The organism is Microbacterium sp. GXF6406 (assembly GCF_054798215.1).
Genome location: NZ_JBSJZH010000002.1, coordinates 148,220 through 167,272, shown reverse-complemented (window position 1 = coordinate 167,272; position 19,053 = coordinate 148,220). Strand labels below are relative to the sequence as shown.

At 68.1% G+C, this 19,053-nt stretch carries 21 protein-coding genes; 11 read left to right on the top strand and 10 right to left on the bottom strand.

Features of this window, described 5'->3' with window-relative positions; translation table 11 throughout:
• Positions 1–39: 39 nt before the first annotated feature.
• Genes rlmN through ACWAUG_RS02350 form a run of 3 tightly spaced genes read left to right on the top strand, consistent with a single transcriptional unit; the run spans position 40 to position 3,575 of the window.
• The gene (gene rlmN, locus ACWAUG_RS02360) at positions 40–1,281 is read left to right on the top strand and encodes a dual-specificity RNA methyltransferase RlmN (protein ID WP_460800957.1); all 1,242 of its coding nucleotides are present in this window, start codon (positions 40–42) and stop codon (positions 1,279–1,281) included.
• 59 nt (positions 1,282–1,340) lie between these two features.
• Complete coding sequence (locus tag ACWAUG_RS02355; RefSeq protein WP_460800955.1) at positions 1,341–3,020, top strand: DUF4407 domain-containing protein; 1,680 nt, start codon at positions 1,341–1,343, stop codon at positions 3,018–3,020.
• Positions 3,021–3,056: 36 nt separating this feature from the next.
• Positions 3,057–3,575 carry a hypothetical protein gene (locus ACWAUG_RS02350; RefSeq protein WP_460800954.1) on the top strand — a complete coding sequence of 173 codons (519 nt, stop codon included), beginning with the start codon at positions 3,057–3,059 and terminating at the stop codon, positions 3,573–3,575.
• Positions 3,576–3,579: 4 nt separating this feature from the next.
• Here ACWAUG_RS02350 and ACWAUG_RS02345 read toward each other — a convergent pair whose 3' ends face one another.
• The 6 genes from ACWAUG_RS02345 to ACWAUG_RS02320 are packed head-to-tail and all read right to left on the bottom strand — an operon-like array spanning position 3,580 to position 7,368.
• Positions 3,580–4,086 carry a glycine cleavage system transcriptional repressor gene (locus ACWAUG_RS02345; RefSeq protein WP_460800952.1) on the bottom strand — a complete coding sequence of 169 codons (507 nt, stop codon included), beginning with the start codon at positions 4,084–4,086 and terminating at the stop codon, positions 3,580–3,582.
• Between the two features lie 48 nt (positions 4,087–4,134).
• Positions 4,135–4,386 carry a hypothetical protein gene (locus tag ACWAUG_RS02340; protein WP_460800950.1) on the bottom strand — a complete coding sequence of 84 codons (252 nt, stop codon included), beginning with the start codon at positions 4,384–4,386 and terminating at the stop codon, positions 4,135–4,137.
• Positions 4,379–5,137, bottom strand: coding sequence for a hypothetical protein (locus ACWAUG_RS02335; RefSeq protein ID WP_460800948.1), 759 nt, complete (start codon positions 5,135–5,137; stop codon positions 4,379–4,381). Before ACWAUG_RS02335 ends, ACWAUG_RS02340 begins: the two co-directional genes overlap by 8 nt.
• Positions 5,138–5,182: 45 nt before the next feature.
• The gene (locus ACWAUG_RS02330) at positions 5,183–6,004 is read right to left on the bottom strand and encodes a GntR family transcriptional regulator (protein ID WP_460800947.1); all 822 of its coding nucleotides are present in this window, start codon (positions 6,002–6,004) and stop codon (positions 5,183–5,185) included.
• Positions 6,005–6,403, bottom strand: a complete 399-nt coding sequence (gene rbsD, locus ACWAUG_RS02325; protein ID WP_460800945.1) for a D-ribose pyranase — start codon at positions 6,401–6,403, stop codon at positions 6,005–6,007.
• 14 nt (positions 6,404–6,417) lie between these two features.
• Entirely contained in the window at positions 6,418–7,368 is a 951-nt protein-coding gene (locus tag ACWAUG_RS02320) for a ribokinase (RefSeq protein WP_460800943.1), read from the bottom strand.
• An 85-nt stretch (positions 7,369–7,453) separates the two neighbouring features.
• On the opposite strand from ACWAUG_RS02320, the gene ACWAUG_RS02315 reads away from it, so the two are divergent.
• Positions 7,454–8,119, top strand: coding sequence for a transaldolase family protein (locus ACWAUG_RS02315; protein WP_460800941.1), 666 nt, complete (start codon positions 7,454–7,456; stop codon positions 8,117–8,119).
• Between the two features lie 9 nt (positions 8,120–8,128).
• On the opposite strand, the gene ACWAUG_RS02310 is transcribed toward ACWAUG_RS02315, so the two are convergent.
• Entirely contained in the window at positions 8,129–8,836 is a 708-nt protein-coding gene (locus ACWAUG_RS02310; protein WP_460800940.1) for a FadR/GntR family transcriptional regulator, read from the bottom strand.
• 46 nt (positions 8,837–8,882) lie between these two features.
• Between ACWAUG_RS02310 and ACWAUG_RS02305 the strand changes: the two genes are divergently transcribed.
• Positions 8,883–9,761: an amidohydrolase family protein gene (locus ACWAUG_RS02305; RefSeq protein WP_460800938.1), complete on the top strand. Its 879-nt coding sequence runs from the start codon at positions 8,883–8,885 to the stop codon at positions 9,759–9,761.
• A gap of 117 nt (positions 9,762–9,878) precedes the next feature.
• On the opposite strand, the gene ACWAUG_RS02300 is transcribed toward ACWAUG_RS02305, so the two are convergent.
• Together ACWAUG_RS02300 and ACWAUG_RS02295 are read right to left on the bottom strand one after the other, a co-directional pair.
• Positions 9,879–10,646 (bottom strand): SDR family NAD(P)-dependent oxidoreductase, encoded by a 768-nt coding sequence (locus ACWAUG_RS02300; RefSeq protein ID WP_298039571.1) that lies wholly within the window; start codon positions 10,644–10,646, stop codon positions 9,879–9,881.
• Positions 10,643–11,503: a fumarylacetoacetate hydrolase family protein gene (locus ACWAUG_RS02295; RefSeq protein ID WP_298039572.1), complete on the bottom strand. Its 861-nt coding sequence runs from the start codon at positions 11,501–11,503 to the stop codon at positions 10,643–10,645. Before ACWAUG_RS02295 ends, ACWAUG_RS02300 begins: the two co-directional genes overlap by 4 nt.
• A gap of 124 nt (positions 11,504–11,627) precedes the next feature.
• Between ACWAUG_RS02295 and ACWAUG_RS02290 the strand changes: the two genes are divergently transcribed.
• The 3 genes from ACWAUG_RS02290 to ACWAUG_RS02280 are packed head-to-tail and all read left to right on the top strand — an operon-like array spanning position 11,628 to position 14,285.
• Positions 11,628–12,923: an L-fuconate dehydratase gene (locus ACWAUG_RS02290; RefSeq protein WP_460800936.1), complete on the top strand. Its 1,296-nt coding sequence runs from the start codon at positions 11,628–11,630 to the stop codon at positions 12,921–12,923.
• On the top strand, positions 12,910–13,866 hold the full coding sequence (locus ACWAUG_RS02285) for an aldo/keto reductase (protein WP_460800934.1): 957 nt from the start codon (positions 12,910–12,912) through the stop codon (positions 13,864–13,866). The genes ACWAUG_RS02290 and ACWAUG_RS02285 overlap by 14 nt, the downstream gene beginning before the upstream one ends.
• Entirely contained in the window at positions 13,866–14,285 is a 420-nt protein-coding gene (locus tag ACWAUG_RS02280) for an RbsD/FucU family protein (RefSeq protein WP_460800932.1), read from the top strand. Before ACWAUG_RS02285 ends, ACWAUG_RS02280 begins: the two co-directional genes overlap by 1 nt.
• Before the next feature lie 36 nt (positions 14,286–14,321).
• Here the strand turns inward: ACWAUG_RS02280 and ACWAUG_RS02275 are convergent, their stop codons facing one another.
• Positions 14,322–15,194, bottom strand: coding sequence for a sugar phosphate isomerase/epimerase family protein (locus ACWAUG_RS02275; RefSeq protein WP_460800930.1), 873 nt, complete (start codon positions 15,192–15,194; stop codon positions 14,322–14,324).
• Positions 15,195–15,402: 208 nt separating this feature from the next.
• Here ACWAUG_RS02275 and ACWAUG_RS02270 point away from each other — a divergent pair, with 208 nt between their 5' ends.
• The 3 genes from ACWAUG_RS02270 to ACWAUG_RS02260 all read left to right on the top strand — a co-directional run bounded on the left by ACWAUG_RS02270 (position 15,403) and on the right by ACWAUG_RS02260 (position 18,991).
• Positions 15,403–16,905 carry a sugar ABC transporter ATP-binding protein gene (locus tag ACWAUG_RS02270; protein WP_298039589.1) on the top strand — a complete coding sequence of 501 codons (1,503 nt, stop codon included), beginning with the start codon at positions 15,403–15,405 and terminating at the stop codon, positions 16,903–16,905.
• Positions 16,905–17,936, top strand: coding sequence for an ABC transporter permease (locus ACWAUG_RS02265; RefSeq protein ID WP_298039590.1), 1,032 nt, complete (start codon positions 16,905–16,907; stop codon positions 17,934–17,936). The genes ACWAUG_RS02270 and ACWAUG_RS02265 overlap by 1 nt, the downstream gene beginning before the upstream one ends.
• Before the next feature lie 62 nt (positions 17,937–17,998).
• Complete coding sequence (locus tag ACWAUG_RS02260) at positions 17,999–18,991, top strand: ABC transporter substrate-binding protein (protein ID WP_298039592.1); 993 nt, start codon at positions 17,999–18,001, stop codon at positions 18,989–18,991.
• Positions 18,992–19,053 lie beyond the last annotated feature (62 nt).

The window sequence follows — 19,053 nt, the reverse complement described above, 5'->3', positions numbered from 1 at the left end:
CCAGCATCCTCTCACCCGTCACCGCGTACCCTGGAAGGTATGACTGAGTCGACCCGCATCCGTTCCACGGGGCCCGCCACCACCCAGGTGCGACCGCGCACGGAGGGGTGGACCCAGAAGAAGGACGAGTCCGGTCGTCCGCTGCTGCAGTTCGCGAGCCCGAAGCGCGGCAAGCCGCCCGTGCACCTCGCCGACCTGACGCCCGCTGAGCGCGTCGAGAAGGTGAAGGAGCTGGGGCTTCCCGGCTTCCGCGCCAAGCAGCTCGCGACTCACTACTTCACGCACTACACGTCCGACCCGGCCGAGATGACCGACCTGCCCGCCGCGCAGCGCGACGAGCTCGTCGCCGGCATGCTGCCGACGCTGCTCACCGAGGTGCGTCGCGTTGAGACCGACAAGGGCGACACGATCAAGTTCCTGTGGCGCCTGCACGACGGCGCGCTCGTCGAATCCGTGCTCATGCGCTACCCGGGCCGCATCACGCTGTGCGTGTCGAGCCAGGCCGGTTGCGGCATGAACTGCCCGTTCTGCGCCACCGGACAGGCGGGCCTCACCCGCAACATGTCGACCGCCGAGATCATCGAGCAGATCGTGCGAGCCAACCGGCTCATCGCCGAGGGCGGACTCGGCGGCAAGAAATCCGACGACCACTCCATGGAGCGCGTGTCGAACATCGTCTTCATGGGCATGGGCGAGCCGCTGGCCAACTACAAGCGCGTCATGGATGCTGTGCGCATCATGGTCGCCCCGCAGCCCGAGGGTCTCGGGATGAGCGCTCGCGGCATCACGGTGTCGACGGTCGGGCTCGTGCCCGCCATCAAGAAGCTCGCCGATGAGAACATCCCGGTGACCTTCGCCCTGTCGCTTCATGCGCCTGACGACACGCTGCGCGACGAGCTCATCCCGGTGAACTCGCGCTGGAAGGTCGATGAGGCGCTGGATGCGGCTTATGACTACTACGCCAAGACGGGCCGTCGCGTCTCGATCGAGTACGCGCTCATCAAGGACATGAACGACCACGCCTGGCGTGCGGACCTGCTGGCCGAGAAGCTCAACCAGCGCGGACGCGGCTGGGTGCACGTGAACCCGATCCCGCTGAACCCGACACCCGAATCGGTGTGGACGGCGTCGACCCGCGAGGTCACGAACGAGTTCGTGCGTCGTCTGAACGACGCCGGCGTCCCGACGACTCTCCGCGATACCCGCGGCAAGGAGATCGACGGCGCCTGCGGCCAGCTGGTCGCCACGACCGAGGACGAAGTCGCCGCGGCAGCGCTGTGACGGCGGCGCCCTCGGGCGCTTCCACGTTTCATACAGGCAGAATTTCGTAAGTTAGAAGGATGCCGTATTCCGCTCACCGCCCGGGACGTTTCGACTCGCAGGGCAACATGTTGCTCGACGGATCCCCGGACGGACCGGAGGAGGAGCTCGAGTTCATCCGTGAATACCGTCCCGCCGGGTCGGAGGAAGCGGATCCCGAACCCGCTGTTCCCGCGGGCGCTTCGCAGCTGCTCGCCCCGATGCCGTTCGTCGACTTCACCGTCGCGGGGACGGTCGACGCTCTCGCGCCCGCCGCGCCGCCCGCGAACATGACCTCCACCATGGCGTTGCCGGTGTCCCCGGCCCCGTCGCAGCCCATGCCCGAGGCGCAGCCGGCTGCTGCAGCATCCGCACCGGCCTCGCCTCGCCTCTCCGCGCCTGCAGCGCCTGCCGCACCCGCTCAGCCCCAGCGCATCTCGCCGCTCACCGGTGGCCCCGTCGCCGCGCCGCGCTACGACGATGACGAGGACTACGCCCCGTCGCGCCCGGGCGGCCTCCGCGGTCGCCTGCGGACGCTCGCGATCCTCGGCGGTGCCGACGGCGAAGTGATCGACGCCGTGCCGCTGGAGACGACCCGCTACGTGCAGATGTTCTTCGTGCTCGCCGGCACCGCACTGGTCTCGGCGATCTCGATGCTCTTCGCCCTGTCGACCGGCGCCGGTGCGTCCCTGTGGATCGCCGCACCTCTGGCCGTCGTGTGGCTGTTCATCATCTTCAACCTCGACCGCTTCCTCACCTCGACCATGGGCTCGACCACGAAGGTGCTCAAGCTCATCGGCCTCGCGATCCCGCGAATCGTGATGGCCGTGATCATCGGCTTCGTCGTCGCCGAGCCGCTCGTGCTGCAGATCTTCAACAACGACATCGCCCAGGAAGTCGCCACCTCGAACATCTCCCAGTCGCTCGAAGACCAGGAGGCCCTCGACTCCGGCCCCGAGAAGAGTGCGCTGGATGCTGCGACCGAACGACTGAATGCGCTCGAGAACCAGGCGGCGACCGGTATCGTCACCGGCACCGACCCGATGTCCGCCGGTCAGGCGGCTGCGCAGTCGACCGTCGACGGTCTGACGCAGAAGCTGGCGGATCAGCAGCTCGTCATCGACCAGGCCCGCGCGCTCTACCAGTGCGAGCTGACCGGTGAAGGCGTCGGCGAGGTCCCGGGCTGCACCGGGCTGTCGGGCGAGGGGGCGAGCTCCGATGCTGCGAAGGCCCAGCTCGCTCAGGCCCAGCAGTCCTACGACGCGCTCGCCGGGCAGCTGCGCACCGCGAACGAGGGCCTCGAGTCGGCCAGCGCCTCCGCGAAGGACGTCGCGGCGTCCTCCGAACAGCAGAACCGGGAGCTCGCCGAGCAGCAGCTGCCCGCCGCCCGCGAGACCCATGAAGCCGCGCTCGCGGCCTACAACGCCCGGGCCGATTCCGTGGCCCAGGGCAACGCCGGCGCGACCGGCCTGCTCAGCCAGATCACCGCGCTGAATGCTCTTTCCGAGCGCGAGCCGACGATCCTCTGGGCGCACTGGCTGATCGCCGCACTGTTCTTCATGATCGAGCTGCTGCCCGTGCTCGTGAAGGTGCTCACCAGCTACGGAGAGAAGACGCTCTACGAGCGCGCCGCGCAGGTGCGCAAGGAGGTCGCCCTCGACCGTGTGACCGCCGAGGGCTTCCGCGAGCGCGCGGCGATCGTCAACGGAACAGGGGTCTGAGGCGCATTCCCCGCTGGGCGGGGTAGCATGCCCGGCATGACTGCACCGGTTCGTCGCACCACCCTGTTGATCGCCGTTCTCGGAGTCGTGGCGGTCTGCGCCTATGCGGTGGCCGCCGCGGTGCAGATCCTGGTGCTGAATCCGCTCGCGGCGGTCCCGGGCGCAACGCTCACTGATATCCGTGGGCGCATGGCGGCGGCGAATGAGACATTCAGCACCGGCCCGGTCGTGTTCTTCCTGTCGATCGGTGTCGTGCTGGCCGTCGTCACGGCCGTCGTGTGCGTCGTCCTGGCCACACCGCCGCTCGTGACGGCATCCGCGATGCTCGTGCTCGTGATGTTCGGAGCACCGGGTTATTTCGTCGCCTCGTTCGGACCGGGCATGGCGCTCGCCGACGCGTTCTGGATCTCGGGCGGCGATCATTCGCCGGGCGGGGCGTACCTCGCGGGAGTCAGCGCTCTCGCCGGGGTCGTGGCCCTCGTGATCGGCGCGGTCGCCGTCCTGCGCGCACGGCGAGAGGCTCAGGGCATCGCCGGAGCGACAGCAGCCGCCTGAACGCTCAGTCGAGCGTGATGTCGACCTGCAGCTCGGAGGTCAACCGCTCGAGGTCGGCGCGCAGCGCCGAGAGATCCGTGGAGTCCGGAACCATGGCCGAGACCGTCGCCTCGAACAGGCGGCCACCGGCCATTGCCGCGTCCCGCGTCTCGGTCAGCATGTCCTGGATGCTGAGATCGTGCCCGCGCAGCACCGCCGAGACCTCGCGCACGATGCCGGGACGGTCATTGCCGAGCACCTGAAGCGTGATCGGACGCTCGGCGATAGTCGCAGCATCCGCACCCGTGTGCACAGCGATCGTGAGCAGCCCATCGAGCGTGCGCAGTGCGCCGATGAGAGCCGTCTCCTGCTGAGGAGCGATCGAGACCTGGATGACACCGGCGAACACCCCGGCGATCTCGGCGAGCTGACTGTTCTCCCAGTTGCCGCCGTGCGCATCGACGACATCGGCGACGGCGGCGACGAGGCCGGGGCGATCGGATCCGGCGACGGTGAGGATCAGAGTGGTCATGCGGTCAGCGTAGCCGGGGCCGGGCGCAAGCGCACCGGTTGAATCGGATCAGGCCTCGAGAGGCGCGTCTGCCGTGATCGAGCGTGCGGCAGCCTCGGCGCCGTACGCGTTCTCCACCGCGACCGCGGCGACGGCGATCGCGCCCACGATCGCGACGATGACCACCGCCAGGGCCCAGCGGCGCCTCTTCTTCTGCGGGCGGATCACGGGTGCCGGCCGGGTGAGCGGTCCGGGGACCGGGCCCTCGCGATCGGAGAAGTCGGTCAGCGGAGGGACGCTCTGGTGCTGCTCATCATTCATCCGTGTACCCGCCTTCTCCCGTCTCGCCATCGTATTCGAACGTGCGGTCGGACAGCACGATCTTCAGGCTGCTCCCGAGCGGCTGCCCGGCGAGCAGAGCCTCCTCGAGGCGCATCATCTCGGTCTCGTATCGGGCCGCCGTCGCCGCATCCACGCCCCAGATCGTCGCGACCTTCATATCTGTGAGGAGGTAGAGGAACGCCGTGACGGCGGTCTCGTTGCGCTCGGTCTGGGGGATGCTGTCCCAGAGGGAGCCGTCGCTGCGGGCCCGCTTGTAGTCCTCGATCGTGGTCTCGAGCCTGTCGGCGATCTCCGCACCGGCGAGAGCATCGTCCTCACCGTCGGAGATCGGATTCCCACCCGCGGACGGGGCTGTGCTGGGAAGCGGCTCGGCAGTCGACGGGAACACCGGTGCGGGTACCGGCTCGGGCGACGCCGTCAGCACGGAGGCGACCATCGCGGCGACGAGCGCGATCGCGATCACGACCACCGAGAGCACGCTGATCAGGATGATGACCAGTGCACGCCTGTTCCCGCCCGAGGGCGGAGTCGGCGGAGCAGAGTACGGCGACACCGGATAACCGCCGTATCCGGGAGGAGGAGCGGATGCCGTCGCATAGGGCGGCAGCGCCGGGCCGGGGCCTGCTGCCGGGGGAACGTGGGGAGCCGCCGGCGCGCTCGGAGGAGCAGCGGAGACCAGAGGCGGCGCCAATTCGATCGGGGGAGTGTCCGGCGCGCGTTCGTCCGTCATCAGCGTCCCTCCCGAATGACCCGTTCTCGTGCGAGCGGGTCGGCCTCAGACAGAAACTGTACCGGTCCGAGAGGTCATGCCGCTCCCGTCGACATGCAGCAACGACGCTTGGGACTGCTCCTGCCGCAGCTGGAACTCGAATCGGGAGCGGTCCCCGCGGTGCAGAGCGATGAAGTACTCGATCGGGATGCCGTGGGCATCACGGCTCGTGCTGCGCAGCCGAAGAAGCGCAGAACCGGTGCTCACGCCCAGCTGCCGCGCCTGCTCGTGCGTGGCGACCGTCGCCTCGGCCGAGCGCACACCATCCGTGGCGGTGATGCCGTGCTCGGCGAGCAGCCGGTACAGCGATGACTCCGACAGGTCGACGCCGAGCGTGACCTCGCCCACTGCCTCCGGCATCCACGTCGTCGAATACGACCACGGCTCGCCCTCGACGTGGCGCAGGCGCTCGAGCGCGATCACCGGGGAACCCACCGGGATCTCGAGCGCCTCGGCGACGTCGGACGTCGCCTTCTCGCGCTCGTGGCGCAGGATGTCGCTGTGCACATGACCGCCGCGGCGCTCGACGTCGTCGTACAGGCCGATGAGCGTGTGCACGAGGGACTCGGCCGTGCGCGGCCGTGAGACGAACGTGCCCTTGCCCTTGACGCGCTCGACGAGTCCCTCGTGCTCGAGCTGGGCGAGAGCCTGACGCACGACCGTGCGCGAGATGCCGTAGCGCTCGCACAGGCTGTGCTCGCTCGGCAGCGGATCTCCGGGTTGCAGGCCGTCGCGCTCGATGCTGTCGACGATCAGCTGGCGCAGCTGGTCGTACATCGGCGCAGCCGAGCGCCGATCGATGCCGCCCGCCGGGGATGCATCGGACATTTAGTAGGCCACCCCCGCGTGCAGGATGACATTCGCGTAGGGCGTGAATTCGCCCGAACGCACGAAAGCGCGCGCCGCATGGGTGCGATTCTTGAAATCGACGTGCGGGACCAGCTCGATCGTGATGCCGGGCAGCCGTTCGCGCAGCGCCTCGAGGACCTCGGGGCTGTGCTCGGCGACCTCGGCCGACACCGTCGCGCCCTCGACGACCATCTCGGCGAGCACCGTGTCGAGCACATCGAAGAACGCCGGGGCTCCCGGCCGGTAGGCGAGATCGATGCGTTCCGAGCCGGGCGGGATCGGCAGCCCGGCATCCGTGACGACGATGAGGTCGGTGTGCCCGGTCTCGCTGATCACGCGGGAGAGGGCCGGATTGATCGTGGTGGATGTCTTGCGCATCGTGTTCCTCCGGATCAGACGGCCGCGCGGGAGGCGCGGAAAGCATCGACGTCGGCGCGCAGCGGCAGGCTGGGCGACGCGCCCTGCTTCGTGACGGTGAGGGCGCCGGCGGCCGTGGCCAGTCGCACGGCATCTCCCAGCGAGGCGCCGTTCGCGAGCGCCGAACCGAGATAACCGGCATAGGCGTCGCCGGCGGCCGTGGTGTCGACGGCCTCGACGCGAAGCGGAAGGATGATCTCGGTGCCCTCGGCCGTGACGACGCACGACCCCTGCTCCGCGAGGGTGATGACCGCGGCAGTCACCCCCTGCTCGAGGAACCAGCGGCCGGCCTGCTCGGCACTCGCCGCATCCGTGACGGTGATGCCGCTGAGGACGGACGCCTCGGTCTCGTTCGGGGTGACGATGTCGATCGTCTGCCACACCTGGGCGGGCAGGGGAGCGGCGGGCGCCGGATCGAGGATCACGGTCATGCCGTGCTCGCGCCCACGCGCCGTGATGTGCGCGGTGAGCGCCGAGGGGGTCTCGAGCTGTGTCAGCAGCACCGAGGTGGTCGGGGCGAGCTCGGCCAGTGCCGCGTCGATCTGCTCGGTGTTCAGATGGGCGTTTGCCAGTGGCACCATGACGATGTCGTTCTGCGCCGATGCGTCGACGCGGATGTGCGCGATTCCGGTGGGGCCGGGGACCGTGCGCAGGTGCGCGATGTCGACGCCCGCCTCGGTCAGGCCGTTGACGATGAGGTCGTGGAAGAGATCGTCGCCGACGCATCCGACGAAGCTCGTGCGGGCTCCGGCGCGGCCGGCGGCGACCGCCTGGTTGGCGCCCTTGCCGCCGAGGAACAGCGTGAACTGATCGCCGAGGATCGTCTCGCCGCGTGCGGGAAGGCGCTGGGAGAAAGTGGTCACATCGGCCGTCACGCTTCCGACGATGACGACGCCGGTGCGGGCGGCAGCGGGCGAATCGGTCATGGGGCTCCTTTGACTTGGCCGAGTCCTGTCATTACATTAGCCGAATCCGTACCTGTAACGACAGGTTGTCCCCAGGAGCCATCCCATGTCTGAACCCCATGCGCCGCGCCTCTACGTCGACAGCGCCGATCTCGACCGCGTCGGCCGCCTCCTCGGCGCCGGCGTCGTGCACGGCGTCACGACCAACCCCACGATCCTCGAGCGCGGCGGACGAACCGCCGCCGAAATCCCCGAGCTCTACGCGCGCTGGGAATCCGAGGGCGCCCGCGAGATCTTCTTCCAGACCTGGGGCACGACAAGCGACGAACTGCTGCGCAACGCCGAGGGCATCCGTGCGCTCGGCGACCGGGTGGCCGTGAAGGTCCCCGCCACGAGCGCCGGGTTCGCCGCGGCATCCGCCCTCGTCGCCGACGGCGCCAGCGTGCTGATCACCGCGGTCTACTCCGTCGGGCAGGCGCTCGCCGCAGCCGGCATCGGCGCGCGCTACATCGCGCCCTACCTCGGGCGTCTGCGCGATGCCGGCGTCGACGGCGAAACGCTCATCACGCGTATGCAGGCGGTGTGCGCCGACAGCGCCACCGACGTGCTCGCCGCCAGCCTGCGCGCCCCCGAAGACATCGTCGCCCTGCGCCTCGCCGGCATCCCGTTCTTCACCGCCGCACCGGACGTGCTCGACGCGCTCCTCCACGACCCCGTCAGCGACAGCTCGGCTGCCGAGTTCGACGCCGCCATGGCGCGGATCGGGGCCTGACGCGGCGGCTCAGGCCGAAGCATCCTCCGGCGGCGTCGCACCCGCCGCCGCAGCTTGGCGCAACCACCGCTCGACACCCGCGATGTGCGCGGTGGCCAGCGAGGTCGCCAGGTTCGGGTCGTGCTGCGCGATCGCATCGGCGATCGCGCGATGCTCCGACAGGGTGCGCTCCACGGCGTTCTGCTCGGTGAGGCCGCGCCAGACGCGTGCGCGCACCGTCTGGCTGCTGAGGCTCTCGATGAGGCTCGCGAGATAGGCGTTGCCGGTCATCTGCACGATCTCACGGTGGAAGCGGATGTCGTGCTCGACGAGGTCGTCGATCGACACGGCCGCGTCGAGGGCCTCGACCTCGTCCTGCAGTGCAGTGATCGCCTCATCGGAGCCGAGCGTCGCAGCCAGGCCCGTCGCCTGGGACTCGAGCATGCGGCGCACCGCGAAGATCTCGAGCATCGAATCGTCGTCGTGCATGTCGACGACGAAGGAGATCGCCTCGAGGAGCAGGTGCGGCTCGAGGCTGGTCACATAGGTGCCGTCGCCGCGGCGCACATCGAGCACGCGGATGACCTCGAGCGCCTTGACGGCCTCGCGCATCGAGTTGCGGGAGAGGCCGAGGCGCTCGGAGAGCTCCTTCTCGGGAGGGAGGCGATCGCCGGGGGCGAGCTCGCCGGAGACGATCATCGCCTTGATCTTCTCGATCGCTTCATCGGTGACGGCCATGGCCCCATTCTAGCCAGTGATCGGATGTTTCCGGCAGGATGGGAACATGCGCATTCTCGACTCGCACCTGCACCTGTGGGACCCGACGGTCCTCGCCTACGACTGGCTCGAAGGAGATCTGAACGCCCCGTTCGCTGCGGCGGAGCTGGCTGAGGATCGGATCGAGGACGTCCAGAGGGAGGCCGCCGTGTTCGTGCAGGCGGACCCGCGCACCTCACAGGCCCTCGACGAGGTGCGCTGGGTCGACTCGATCGCCGAGGAGACCGGAGTGATCGGGATCGTTGCGGGTGCGCGTCTCCACAAGAAGTGCGCGCTGCGAGCCCACCTCGATGCGCTGAGCGAGTACGAGCGGGTCGTCGGGGTGCGCCATCTGCTGCAGGGGGAGCGGGATGGGTTCGCCCTCCGGCGCGCGTTCATCGAGGGGGCCGGCGAGATCGCGGCGCGCGGGCTGACCTTCGACGCCTGCGTGCGCGCTCACCAGATCCCGGATGTCACGGCACTGGCCGATGCGGTCCCGGATCTGCGCATCGTGCTCGACCACCTCGGAAAGCCCGCCATCGGCACGTCCGAGGACCCGCTGCCGCCGAGCGTCGAATGGGTGCGCGATCTGTGCACGCTGGCCGAGCGCCCGCAGGTGATGCTGAAGCTCTCCGGGCTCCCCGCCGAATCCTCGGGACATATCGATGAGGACCAGATGGTGCCGTTCCTGGATGCCGCGCTCGAGGCCTTCGGTGCGGATCGGCTCATGTGGGGAAGCGACTGGCCCGTGTCATCCGTCGACTCCGAGGGCGATCCCCTGTACTTCCCCGGCAACCGCGATGACTGGTGCCACACCATCGCGGACTGGGCGCGCGAGCGGGGGGCCGATGTCGACGGCATCATGTGGGGCAACGCGGCCCGCTTCTACGGATTGCCCGCCGACTGATCGCCCCGGACACGTGCCGATGGAAACGACGAATGTCGGCGCGAATCGGGTGATTCGGGCCGACATTCGTCTGTCGCACTGACATCTGTCGCGCGGAGCGGGCGGATGCTGCGGGGTCTACTCCGAGCGCAGGCGCAGCTGCGCCATGCCGCCGTCGACCTCGATCGCGGTGCCGGTGGTGGATCCGGCGGCCGGGCTCACGAGGTAGGCGACGGCCGCGGCGACCTCATCGGGGGAGACGAGGCGACCGTGCGGCTGGCGGGCCTCGAGAGCGGCCCTCTCGGCGGCCGGGTCATCGGCCTGGTCGAGCAGGCGCCCCACCCAGGGGGTGTCGGCGGTTCCGGGATTCACGGCGTTGACGCGGATTCCCTCGCGCAGGTGATCGGCGGCCATGGCGCGGGTCAGAGCCGATACGGCACCCTTGGATGCCGTGTACAGCGCGCGCTGGGGCAGGCCCGTCGTCGAGGCGATGGATGCCGTGTTGCAGACGGCCGCGGAGGGCGACTGGCGCAGCCACGGAAGCGCAGCGGCGGTGACCCGCGCGATGCCGGTGACGTTGATGGACAGCACGCGCGCCCACTCGGCGTCGTCATTGGCGGCGATGTCGCCGACCGCGCCGACGCCGGCGTTGTTCACGACGATGTCGATGCGGCCGAGCTCCTCGCCGACGGCCGCGACTGCGGCATCCACGCTGGCGCGGTCCGAGACGTCCGCGGTGAACGCGGCGAAGCGCTCATCGGCGCCCGAGGGGTCGCGGTCGAGGACGGCGATCCGCGCACCATCGGCATGCAGGCGGGTCGCGATGGACGCGCCGATGCCCGAGGCGCCGCCGGTGACGATCGCGACGAGGCCGGCGAGCGGGCCCGTGTGCTCGACGGCGCTCACTTCGCGGCCTCCCAAGCGACGAACTCGTGACGCTGGCGTCCGAGGCCGTCGATCTCGATCTCGACGATGTCGCCCGCCGCGAGGTAGGGGAACTTGCCGCCGAAGGCGACTCCCTGCGGGGTGCCGGTGAGGATGAGGTCGCCCGGCTCGAGCGTGACGTACTGCGAGAGGTGGTGCACGATCGTGCGCACGTCGAAGATCATGTCGCTGGTGTTGGAGTCCTGGCGCGGTTCGCCGTTGACGAAGCTGCGCAGGCCGAGGTCGTCGACGTCGACCTCGTCGGGCGTGACGAGCCAGGGGCCCGTCGGGTTGAAGCCCGCGGCGATCTTGCCCTTGGACCACTGCCCGCCGGAGACCTCCATCTGGAAGGCGCGCTCGGAGACGTCGTCGGCGACGACGTAGCCGGCGATGTGGGCGTCGGCCTCGTCGACCGAGTCGAGGTAGGCGGCGCGGGCGCCGATCACGATGCCGAGCTCGACCTCCCAGTCGGTCTTCTCGCTGCCGCGGGGGATCGTGACGGTGTCGTTCGGCCCGACGACGGTGTTCGGCGTCTTCAGGAACATGATCGGAACCGTGGGCGGCTCGGCGCCGGACTCGCGGGCGTGTGCGGCGTAGTTCTGGCCGATGCAGATGACGGCGCTGGGGCGTGCGATCGGTGCGCCGATGCGGAGGTCCGCGGCGCCCTCGAGCTCGGTCAGCGTGCCGGCGGCGAGGGCCTCCGAGACACGGGCGCGGAAGTCGCCCGAGAGGAAGTCGCCGTTGACATCGGATGTAATGGGGCGCAGGTCGAGGTGACGGTCACCGTCAACCAGGACGGGGATCTCGGATCCAGGGGCGCCAAGCCGCGCGAACTTCATGGTTCTCCTACCTCTTTGGGGAGCCGCACCGAGGCGGCACGTCTGATTGACAGTATAGACATCGGATGTTTACACTCCAAGGTATCCGCGCAGAAAAATCGTGCTGTGCCAGGAGAGGAACCCCGTGAGCCGCATCGTCGCACTCGACACCACCGACATCCGCTTCCCCACATCGCTGAGCCTCGACGGCTCCGACGCGATGAACCCCGACCCCGACTACTCCGCCGCATACGTGGTCATCCGCACCGATGCGGACGACGACATCGCCGGGCACTCCTTCGTCTTCACGATCGGCCGCGGCAACGACGTGCAGGTCGCGGCGATCGATGCGCTCGCCGGTCACCTCGTCGGCCGTGAGGTCGAGCCTCTGCTGGACGACATGGGCGGAACGTTCCGCGACATCATCGGCGACTCGCAGCTGCGCTGGCTCGGCCCCGAGAAGGGCGTCATGCATATGGCGATCGGCGCCGTCATCAACGCGCTGTGGGACATCAAGGCCAAGCGCGCCGGGCTCCCACTCTGGCAGCTGCTGGGACGCATGACGCCGGAGGAGATCGTCGACCTCGTCGACTTCCGCTACCTGACCAATGCGCTCACCCGCGAGGAGGCGCTCGAGATCCTGCGCGCCGGCGTGGCGGGCCGCGAGCAGCGCGAGGCCGAGCTCCTCGCCACCGGATACCCGGCGTACACGACCAGCCCCGGCTGGCTCGGCTACTCCGACGAGAAGCTCGAGCGACTCGCCCGCGAGGCCATGGCCGACGGCTTCACCCAGATCAAGCTCAAGGTCGGTGCCGACCTCGACGACGACATCCGCCGCTTCCGCAAGGCGCGCGAAGTCGTCGGCCCCGACTTCCCCATCGCGATCGACGCCAACCAGCGCTGGGAGGTCGCCGAGGCCATCGAATGGGTGCAGGCGCTCGCCGAGTTCGACCCCGCCTGGATCGAGGAGCCCACGAGCCCCGACGACATCCTCGGTCACGCCGAGATCGCCCGCGGGGTCGCCCCGATCCGCGTCGCCACGGGCGAGCACGCCCAGAACCGCATGATCTTCAAGCAGCTGCTGCAGGCGAAGGCCATCGAGGTCATGCAGATCGACGCCGTGCGCGTGGCGGGCGTCAACGAGAACATCGCAAACCTTCTGCTGGCCGCGAAGTTCGGCGTCCCCGTCTGCCCGCACGCCGGCGGTGTCGGACTGTGCGAGGCCGTGCAGCACCTGTCGATGTTCGACTACGTCGCGGTCAGCACGAGCCGCGAGGGGCGCCTGATCGAGTTCGTCGACCACCTGCACGAGCACTTCGTCGTGCCGACCGATATCCAGGGCGGCTCCTACATGCCGCCGGTCGCGCCGGGTGCGAGCATGGAGATGAAGGCGGAGAGCATCGAGAAGTACGCCTGGACGGGTGAGCATGTCGCAGACTGAAACGACCATCCCGGCGCTGGGCTACGGCGCCGCGAACGTCGGAAACCTCTTCCGCGAGCTGACGGATGAGGAGGCCTGGGCCGTTCTCGACGCCGCATGGGACTCCGGCATCCGCTATTTCGACACGGCCCCGCACTACGGCCTCGGGCTCTCGGAGCGCCGCCTCGGCGCCTTCCTGCAGACCAAGCCGCGCGAGGAGTTCTTCGTGTCGACGAAGGCGGGTCGGCTCCTGCGGCCGAACCCCGATTTCGCCGGCGGCCTGGACACCGACAACGACTTCTTCGTCGCGGATGACCTGCGTCGTGAGTGGGACTTCTCGGATGCCGGGATCCGCTCCTCGATCGACGAATCCCGAGAGAGGCTCGGTCTCGACCGGATCGACCTCGTGTACCTGCACGATCCTGAACGCCATGACCTCGACCTCGCGATCGCCTCGGCGTTCCCGGCGCTCGAGCGACTGCGCCTCGACGGCGCGGTCGGTGCGATCGGCGTCGGGTCGATGGTCAGCGACGCGCTCACCCGCAGCGTGCGCGAGGCGGATCTCGACATCATCATGATCGCGGGCCGCTACACGCTGCTCGAACAGCCCGCCGCGGCCGAGGTGCTGCCGGCCTGCCGGGAGACGGGGACCGGTGTCGTCGCGGCATCCGTCTTCAACTCCGGGCTGCTCGCGAAAGCCGAACCGACGCGCGATAGCCGCTACGAGTACGGCGGGATCCCCGACCACATCTGGGAGCGGCTGCAGCGCATCGTCACCGTATGCCGTGCGCACGATGTGCCGCTCCCGGCCGCCGCGATCCAGTTCCCGCTGCGAGACGAATCGACCCGCTCCGTCGTCGTCGGCAGCTCCCGGCCTGCGCAGGTGCGGGAGAACGCGGCGCTCGCGGCCCTCGATATCGTCCCGGAATTCTGGGCCGAACTCACCGACGAAGGATTGATCTGATGCTCGAGGGAATCAACCCGCTGCTCACGGGAGAGCTGCTGATGCACCTCGACCGGATGGGGCATTCGGATGCCGTGGTGATCACCGATGCGCACTTCCCCGCCTGGGCGCTGGGGGAGCGCGTCATCGATCTGCCGGGAACGACGACGCCCGAGGTGCTCGCCGCGATCCGCACGGTCATCCCGCTGGACGACGCTCCGGGGCTCGACCTCATGGAATCCGCCGACGGGACCGTGCTCGACGTGCAGCACGAGCTGATGACGGCCGCCGGGACGACGGTCGGGACGACCCGCTTCGTCGAGCGCTTCGCCTATTACGACGTCGCGAAGCCCGCCTACCTCATGGTGCGCACGGGCGAGACCCGCAAGTACGGCAACGCGCTGCTGCGCAAGGGGGTCGTCGGGCACGCATCCGCCTGAGCGGGTGCCGCCGGTCTGTGCCGGCGGCACCCGGGATCAGTGCCGGTCGATCGTGCTGACGGCGTGCAGCGCGTCGCGGATGTAGCGGTTGGCGTGGGCGGCGAGGTCGTCCGAGTCCTGCCAGAGGTTGCGCCAGATGCCGAGGGTATTGCTGAGCTCGGCGCTGACGACGGCGGAGGAGAACGACTCGAAGACGACCGGGCCGTCGTAGTCGACGTCGTGCAGGGCGCGGAAGAAGGTGGCGAAGTCGACCGTGCCGGTGCCGAGGTAGCCGCGGTGGCTGTCGCCGATGTGCACGTAGCCGAGCTTGCCGGCGCGGGCGACGTCGTGCACGGGCTGGAAGAAGTCCGACTCCTCGATGTTCATGTGGTAGGTGTCCAGGTGCGCGCTGACGTCGCCCTCGACGCCATCGAGGAAGGCGAGGGCGCCGCGTCCGGTGTTGAACACGTTGGTCTCGTAGCGGTTGACGACTTCGAGCGATAGGCGGATGCCGCGGTCGGCGGCCTGCGCGCCGAGGCGGCTGATCGCGGCCTGGCTGCCCGCTACTCCCGATTCGGTGGTCGGCGTCATGTACTTGCCCATGGCGGAGTAGATGACGCCGCACAGCACATCGCCGCCCATGGTGGCGACGTGGTCGATGCAGCGCTCGAGCATCGAGACGCCGGCGGCGACGACGGCGGGGTCGTCGCTGGTGAGGTCGGTGTCGGCGGTGAGGCCGAGGGATGCCGTGACGGCGAGGTCGTTGTCGCGCAGCATCCGTCCGGCGAGGGCGGAGTCGAAGCCCGCAGCATCCATGAGGGGGATCTCGATCAGATCGAAACCGGCCTTCTTGGCGCCCTCGATCGATCGTCGCAGGCCCTTCTCGTCGAATGTTCCGGTGAAGACCAGTCCGTGCGCGCCGATGAGCATGCGGCTCCTTCTCTCTGCTTGTTGCGACATCTTCGTGATGAACCTGTTATTACAGGTCTAGCATGTGAGGGATCGGTTTAGGTACATTCGGATACAACTTGCATCGCAGAAGATGCTGGTACAGAATTGATCCGATGTTTGATGGTGGTCCACACCCGACTCCGGCATCTTGTCAGATAACACGACCTTCAAGGGAGCAGGTGAGCACATGAGCGATCCCATCCTCCGGGTGGAAGGCATCAGTAAGGGCTTTCCCGGAGTGCAGGCGCTGAAGGATGTGCACCTCGAAGTGCGCGCCGGTGAGGTGCTTGTGCTGGTGGGTGAGAACGGTGCCGGCAAATCGACGCTGATGAAGATCCTCTCCGGGATCTACACGCGCGACGAGGGCACGATCACGTTCGAGGGCCAGCCGATCGAGCTGACCGGGCCGCTGCAGGCGCAGCAGCTGGGCATCACGATCATCCACCAGGAACTCAACATGATGCCCGACCTGACGGTCGCGCAGAACATCTTCATCGGCCGCGAGCCGATGATGGGGCCGCTCGTCTCGGAGCGCCGCCTCAACCGCCAGACCGCCGAACTTCTCCAGCGGCTGAACATCGCCCTCGACCCGCGCAAGCCGGTCGGCGAGCTCACCGTCGCCGAGCAGCAGATGGTCGAGATCGCCAAGGCGCTGTCCTTCAACGCGAAGGTCCTCATCATGGATGAGCCGACCTCCGCGCTGACCGACAGCGAGGTCGAGACGCTCTTCGTGCTCATCGAGCAGCTGCGCGCCGCCGGCACGGGAATCGTCTACATCTCGCACCGCATGGACGAGCTCCGACGCCTCGCCGACCGTGTTTCGGTGCTCCGCGACGGCCAATACATCGGATCACTCGAGAAGAGCGAGATCAGCATCCCGAAGATCATCGAGATGATGGTGGGCCGCGTCATCGAGGAGAACATCCGTCCCGAGAGCCGCGCTTTCGACGATGCACCGGTCGTTCTCGATGTCGCGGGCCTGTCGACCAAGAGTCTGCTGAAGGACGTCTCCTTCGAGCTGCACCGTGGCGAGATCCTCGGATTCGCCGGCCTCATGGGCGCCGGTCGCACCGAGACGGCGCGTGCACTGATCGGCGCCGACCCGCGCAGTGCCGGCACGATCCGCATCAACGGACGAGACGCGAAGATCCGTCAGCCCGAGGACGCCGTCAAACGCGGCGTCGGCTACCTCTCCGAGGACCGCAAGCAGCTGGGCCTGATGCTCGAGCAGGACGTCACCTTCAACACGGTTCTCGCCTCGCTCGGCAACTACGCCAACGCCCTCGGATGGATGGGTGACAGCAAGGCCAAGAACCAGACCAAGGGCTACGTGCAGCAGTTGCGCGTGAAGACCCCGTCGGTCAACCAGATCGTGAAGCTGCTCTCGGGCGGCAACCAGCAGAAGGTCGTCATCGCCCGTTGGCTGATGCGCGACTGCGACATCCTCATCTTCGACGAGCCCACCCGCGGCATCGACATCGGAGCCAAGGAGGAGATCTACCGGCTCATGCAGCAGCTCGCGGACGCCGGAAAGTCCATCATCGTCATCTCGTCGGAGCTCCCCGAGATCCTCCGCGTCGCGAACCGCATCGCCGTGTTCGCGAACGGTCAGATCACCGGGACCCTCCGCAATGAGGAAGCAAGCCAGGAGAAGATCATGCAACTCGCAGCACACGGGGAGGAAGACTGATGAGCACCCCGCAGCAGTCCGGAAACACCACCACGGTGATCCAGCAGGCCGTCAACGAGAACACCGATAAGCGCGACGTCGTCGGTTTCCTCAAGCGCCAGCTCCAGCAGTCGCTCGCCTTCGGCACCCTCGTGGTGCTGGTGATCATCTTCTCGATCGCGAGTCCGAACTTCTTCACCGCCAGCAACATCGCGTCCGTGCTGCTGTCAACCGCGGTGATCGGCATCCTCGCCCTCGGCACGACCTTCGTGATCATCACCGGAGGCATCGACCTGTCGCTGGGAACCGGTATGGCGCTGTGCGCCGTCATGACGGGTGTCTTCATCACGAACATGGGACTGCCGATCTGGCTCGGCGTTCTCGGCGGCATCGCCACGGGCGTCCTGATGGGCCTCATCAACGGCGTGAACGTCACGTTCCTGAACCTGCCGCCGTTCATCGCGACGCTGGCGATGATGATGATCGCCGGCGGCCTCGCCCTGGTCATCTCGGGCGTCGCCCCCATCTACTTCTCGAGCTCCGCCCCGGACTTCAAGAAGATCGCCCTGGGCGCGCTGATCCCCGGCGTCCCCAACGCCGTCCTCATCACCGCCGTTCTCGCGATCATCGCGTTCCTCGTGCTATCGAAGACGCTGCTGGGCCGTTACACCTTCGCGATCGGCTCGAACGAGGAGGCCACGCGCCTGTCGGGTGTGAACACGAAGCGCTGGACCATCTTCATCTACATGTTCGCGGGCGCCTTCACCGGCATCGCGGGCGTCATCATCGCCTCGCGCCTGGACTCGGCGCAGCCGCAGATCGGCACCGGCTACGAGCTGCAGGCGATCGCAGCGGTTATCATCGGCGGCACTTCGCTCCTGGGCGGGCGCGGCTCGATCCTCGGTACCGTCGTCGGCGCTCTGATCATGAGCGTGCTCGTCAACGGCCTGCGCATCCTGTCGATCCAGACCGAGTGGCAGAACATCGTGGTGGGCGTCGTCGTTCTCCTCGCCGTGTTCTTCGACTCGCTGCGCAACCGCCAGCGGACCTGACCATCTATGCCTTCCACCGTGCCGGCTTCAGCCGGTACCAATCACAGAACAATGGAGTTTTCATGAAATTCGGTAAGAAGACCGCATTCGCGGCACTCGTCGCAGCCTCCGCACTCGTCATGACGGGCTGCGCCGGGGGCGGAGATGTCATTGAAGAGGGCGGCTCGGGCGGCGACAGCGACGAGATGTACATCGCCCTCGTCTCCAAGGGCTTCCAGCACCAGTTCTGGCAGGCCGTGAAGAAGGGCGCCGAGGACCGCGCCGCCGAGCTCGGCGTTCGCATCACGTTCGAGGGCCCGGCTGCCGAGACCGAGATCGCTCAGCAGCTCGAGATGCTGACCTCGGCGATCGACAAGAACCCGGATGCCATCGCCTACGCGGCACTCGACCCCGAGGCGTGCGTCGCACCGCTCGAGCAAGCCGCGGCCAAGGACATCCCCGTGGTGTACTTCGACGCCACCTGCAACGGCGACGTGGGCCTGAGCCTGTCGGCCACCGACAGCAAGGTCGCGGGTGCCCTCGCCGCCGAGAACATGGCGGAGCTCATCGGAGGAAAGGGCGAGGTCGCAATCGTCGGCCACTCGCAGATCAACTCCACCGGTGTCGAGCGCCGTGATGGATTCGTCGAGAAGATCGAGTCGGACTACCCCGACATCGAGATCGTCGACATCCAGTACGGAGACGGCGACCACCTGAAGTCCGCTGACATCGCCAAGGCCATGATTGCCGCCCACCCGAACCTCAAGGGCATCTACGGCACGAACGAGGGCTCGGCCATCGGCGTCGTGAACGCCGCGAATGAGCTCGGCCTGGCGAAGGGCAAGATCCAGATCATCGGCTTCGACTCCGGCGCCGCGCAGATCAACGCGATCAAGGACGGAACGATGGCCGGCGCCATCACGCAGGACCCGATCGGCATCGGTGCACAGGTCGTGCAGGCCGCCTACGACGCCGCCATGGGCGAGACGGTCGAGGAGTTCTACGACACCGGCTCGTACTGGTACGACGCCAACAACATCGAAGACGAGAAGATCGCGGCCGTCATCTACGAGTGACCCGCGGCTTCGACGAGCGCGGCCCCTCACCTTCGGGTGAAGGGCCGCGCTCGTCTTTCGGA

Coding starts and splice junctions, on each gene's coding strand:
- ACWAUG_RS02355 (WP_460800955.1), top strand. CDS start 1,341: ATGCCGTATTCCGCTCACCGCCCGGGACGTTTCGACTCGCAGGGCAAC.
- rbsD (WP_460800945.1), bottom strand. CDS start 6,403: ATGCGCAAGACATCCACCACGATCAATCCGGCCCTCTCCCGCGTGATC.
- ACWAUG_RS02350 (WP_460800954.1), top strand. CDS start 3,057: ATGACTGCACCGGTTCGTCGCACCACCCTGTTGATCGCCGTTCTCGGA.
- ACWAUG_RS02315 (WP_460800941.1), top strand. CDS start 7,454: ATGTCTGAACCCCATGCGCCGCGCCTCTACGTCGACAGCGCCGATCTC.
- ACWAUG_RS02270 (WP_298039589.1), top strand. CDS start 15,403: ATGAGCGATCCCATCCTCCGGGTGGAAGGCATCAGTAAGGGCTTTCCC.
- ACWAUG_RS02295 (WP_298039572.1), bottom strand. CDS start 11,503: ATGAAGTTCGCGCGGCTTGGCGCCCCTGGATCCGAGATCCCCGTCCTG.
- ACWAUG_RS02320 (WP_460800943.1), bottom strand. CDS start 7,368: ATGACCGATTCGCCCGCTGCCGCCCGCACCGGCGTCGTCATCGTCGGA.
- ACWAUG_RS02260 (WP_298039592.1), top strand. CDS start 17,999: ATGAAATTCGGTAAGAAGACCGCATTCGCGGCACTCGTCGCAGCCTCC.
- ACWAUG_RS02265 (WP_298039590.1), top strand. CDS start 16,905: ATGAGCACCCCGCAGCAGTCCGGAAACACCACCACGGTGATCCAGCAG.
- ACWAUG_RS02275 (WP_460800930.1), bottom strand. CDS start 15,194: ATGCTCATCGGCGCGCACGGACTGGTCTTCACCGGAACATTCGACGAG.
- ACWAUG_RS02305 (WP_460800938.1), top strand. CDS start 8,883: ATGCGCATTCTCGACTCGCACCTGCACCTGTGGGACCCGACGGTCCTC.
- ACWAUG_RS02345 (WP_460800952.1), bottom strand. CDS start 4,086: ATGACCACTCTGATCCTCACCGTCGCCGGATCCGATCGCCCCGGCCTC.
- rlmN (WP_460800957.1), top strand. CDS start 40: ATGACTGAGTCGACCCGCATCCGTTCCACGGGGCCCGCCACCACCCAG.
- ACWAUG_RS02330 (WP_460800947.1), bottom strand. CDS start 6,004: ATGTCCGATGCATCCCCGGCGGGCGGCATCGATCGGCGCTCGGCTGCG.
- ACWAUG_RS02280 (WP_460800932.1), top strand. CDS start 13,866: ATGCTCGAGGGAATCAACCCGCTGCTCACGGGAGAGCTGCTGATGCAC.
- ACWAUG_RS02340 (WP_460800950.1), bottom strand. CDS start 4,386: ATGAATGATGAGCAGCACCAGAGCGTCCCTCCGCTGACCGACTTCTCC.
- ACWAUG_RS02335 (WP_460800948.1), bottom strand. CDS start 5,137: ATGACGGACGAACGCGCGCCGGACACTCCCCCGATCGAATTGGCGCCG.
- ACWAUG_RS02310 (WP_460800940.1), bottom strand. CDS start 8,836: ATGGCCGTCACCGATGAAGCGATCGAGAAGATCAAGGCGATGATCGTC.
- ACWAUG_RS02285 (WP_460800934.1), top strand. CDS start 12,910: ATGTCGCAGACTGAAACGACCATCCCGGCGCTGGGCTACGGCGCCGCG.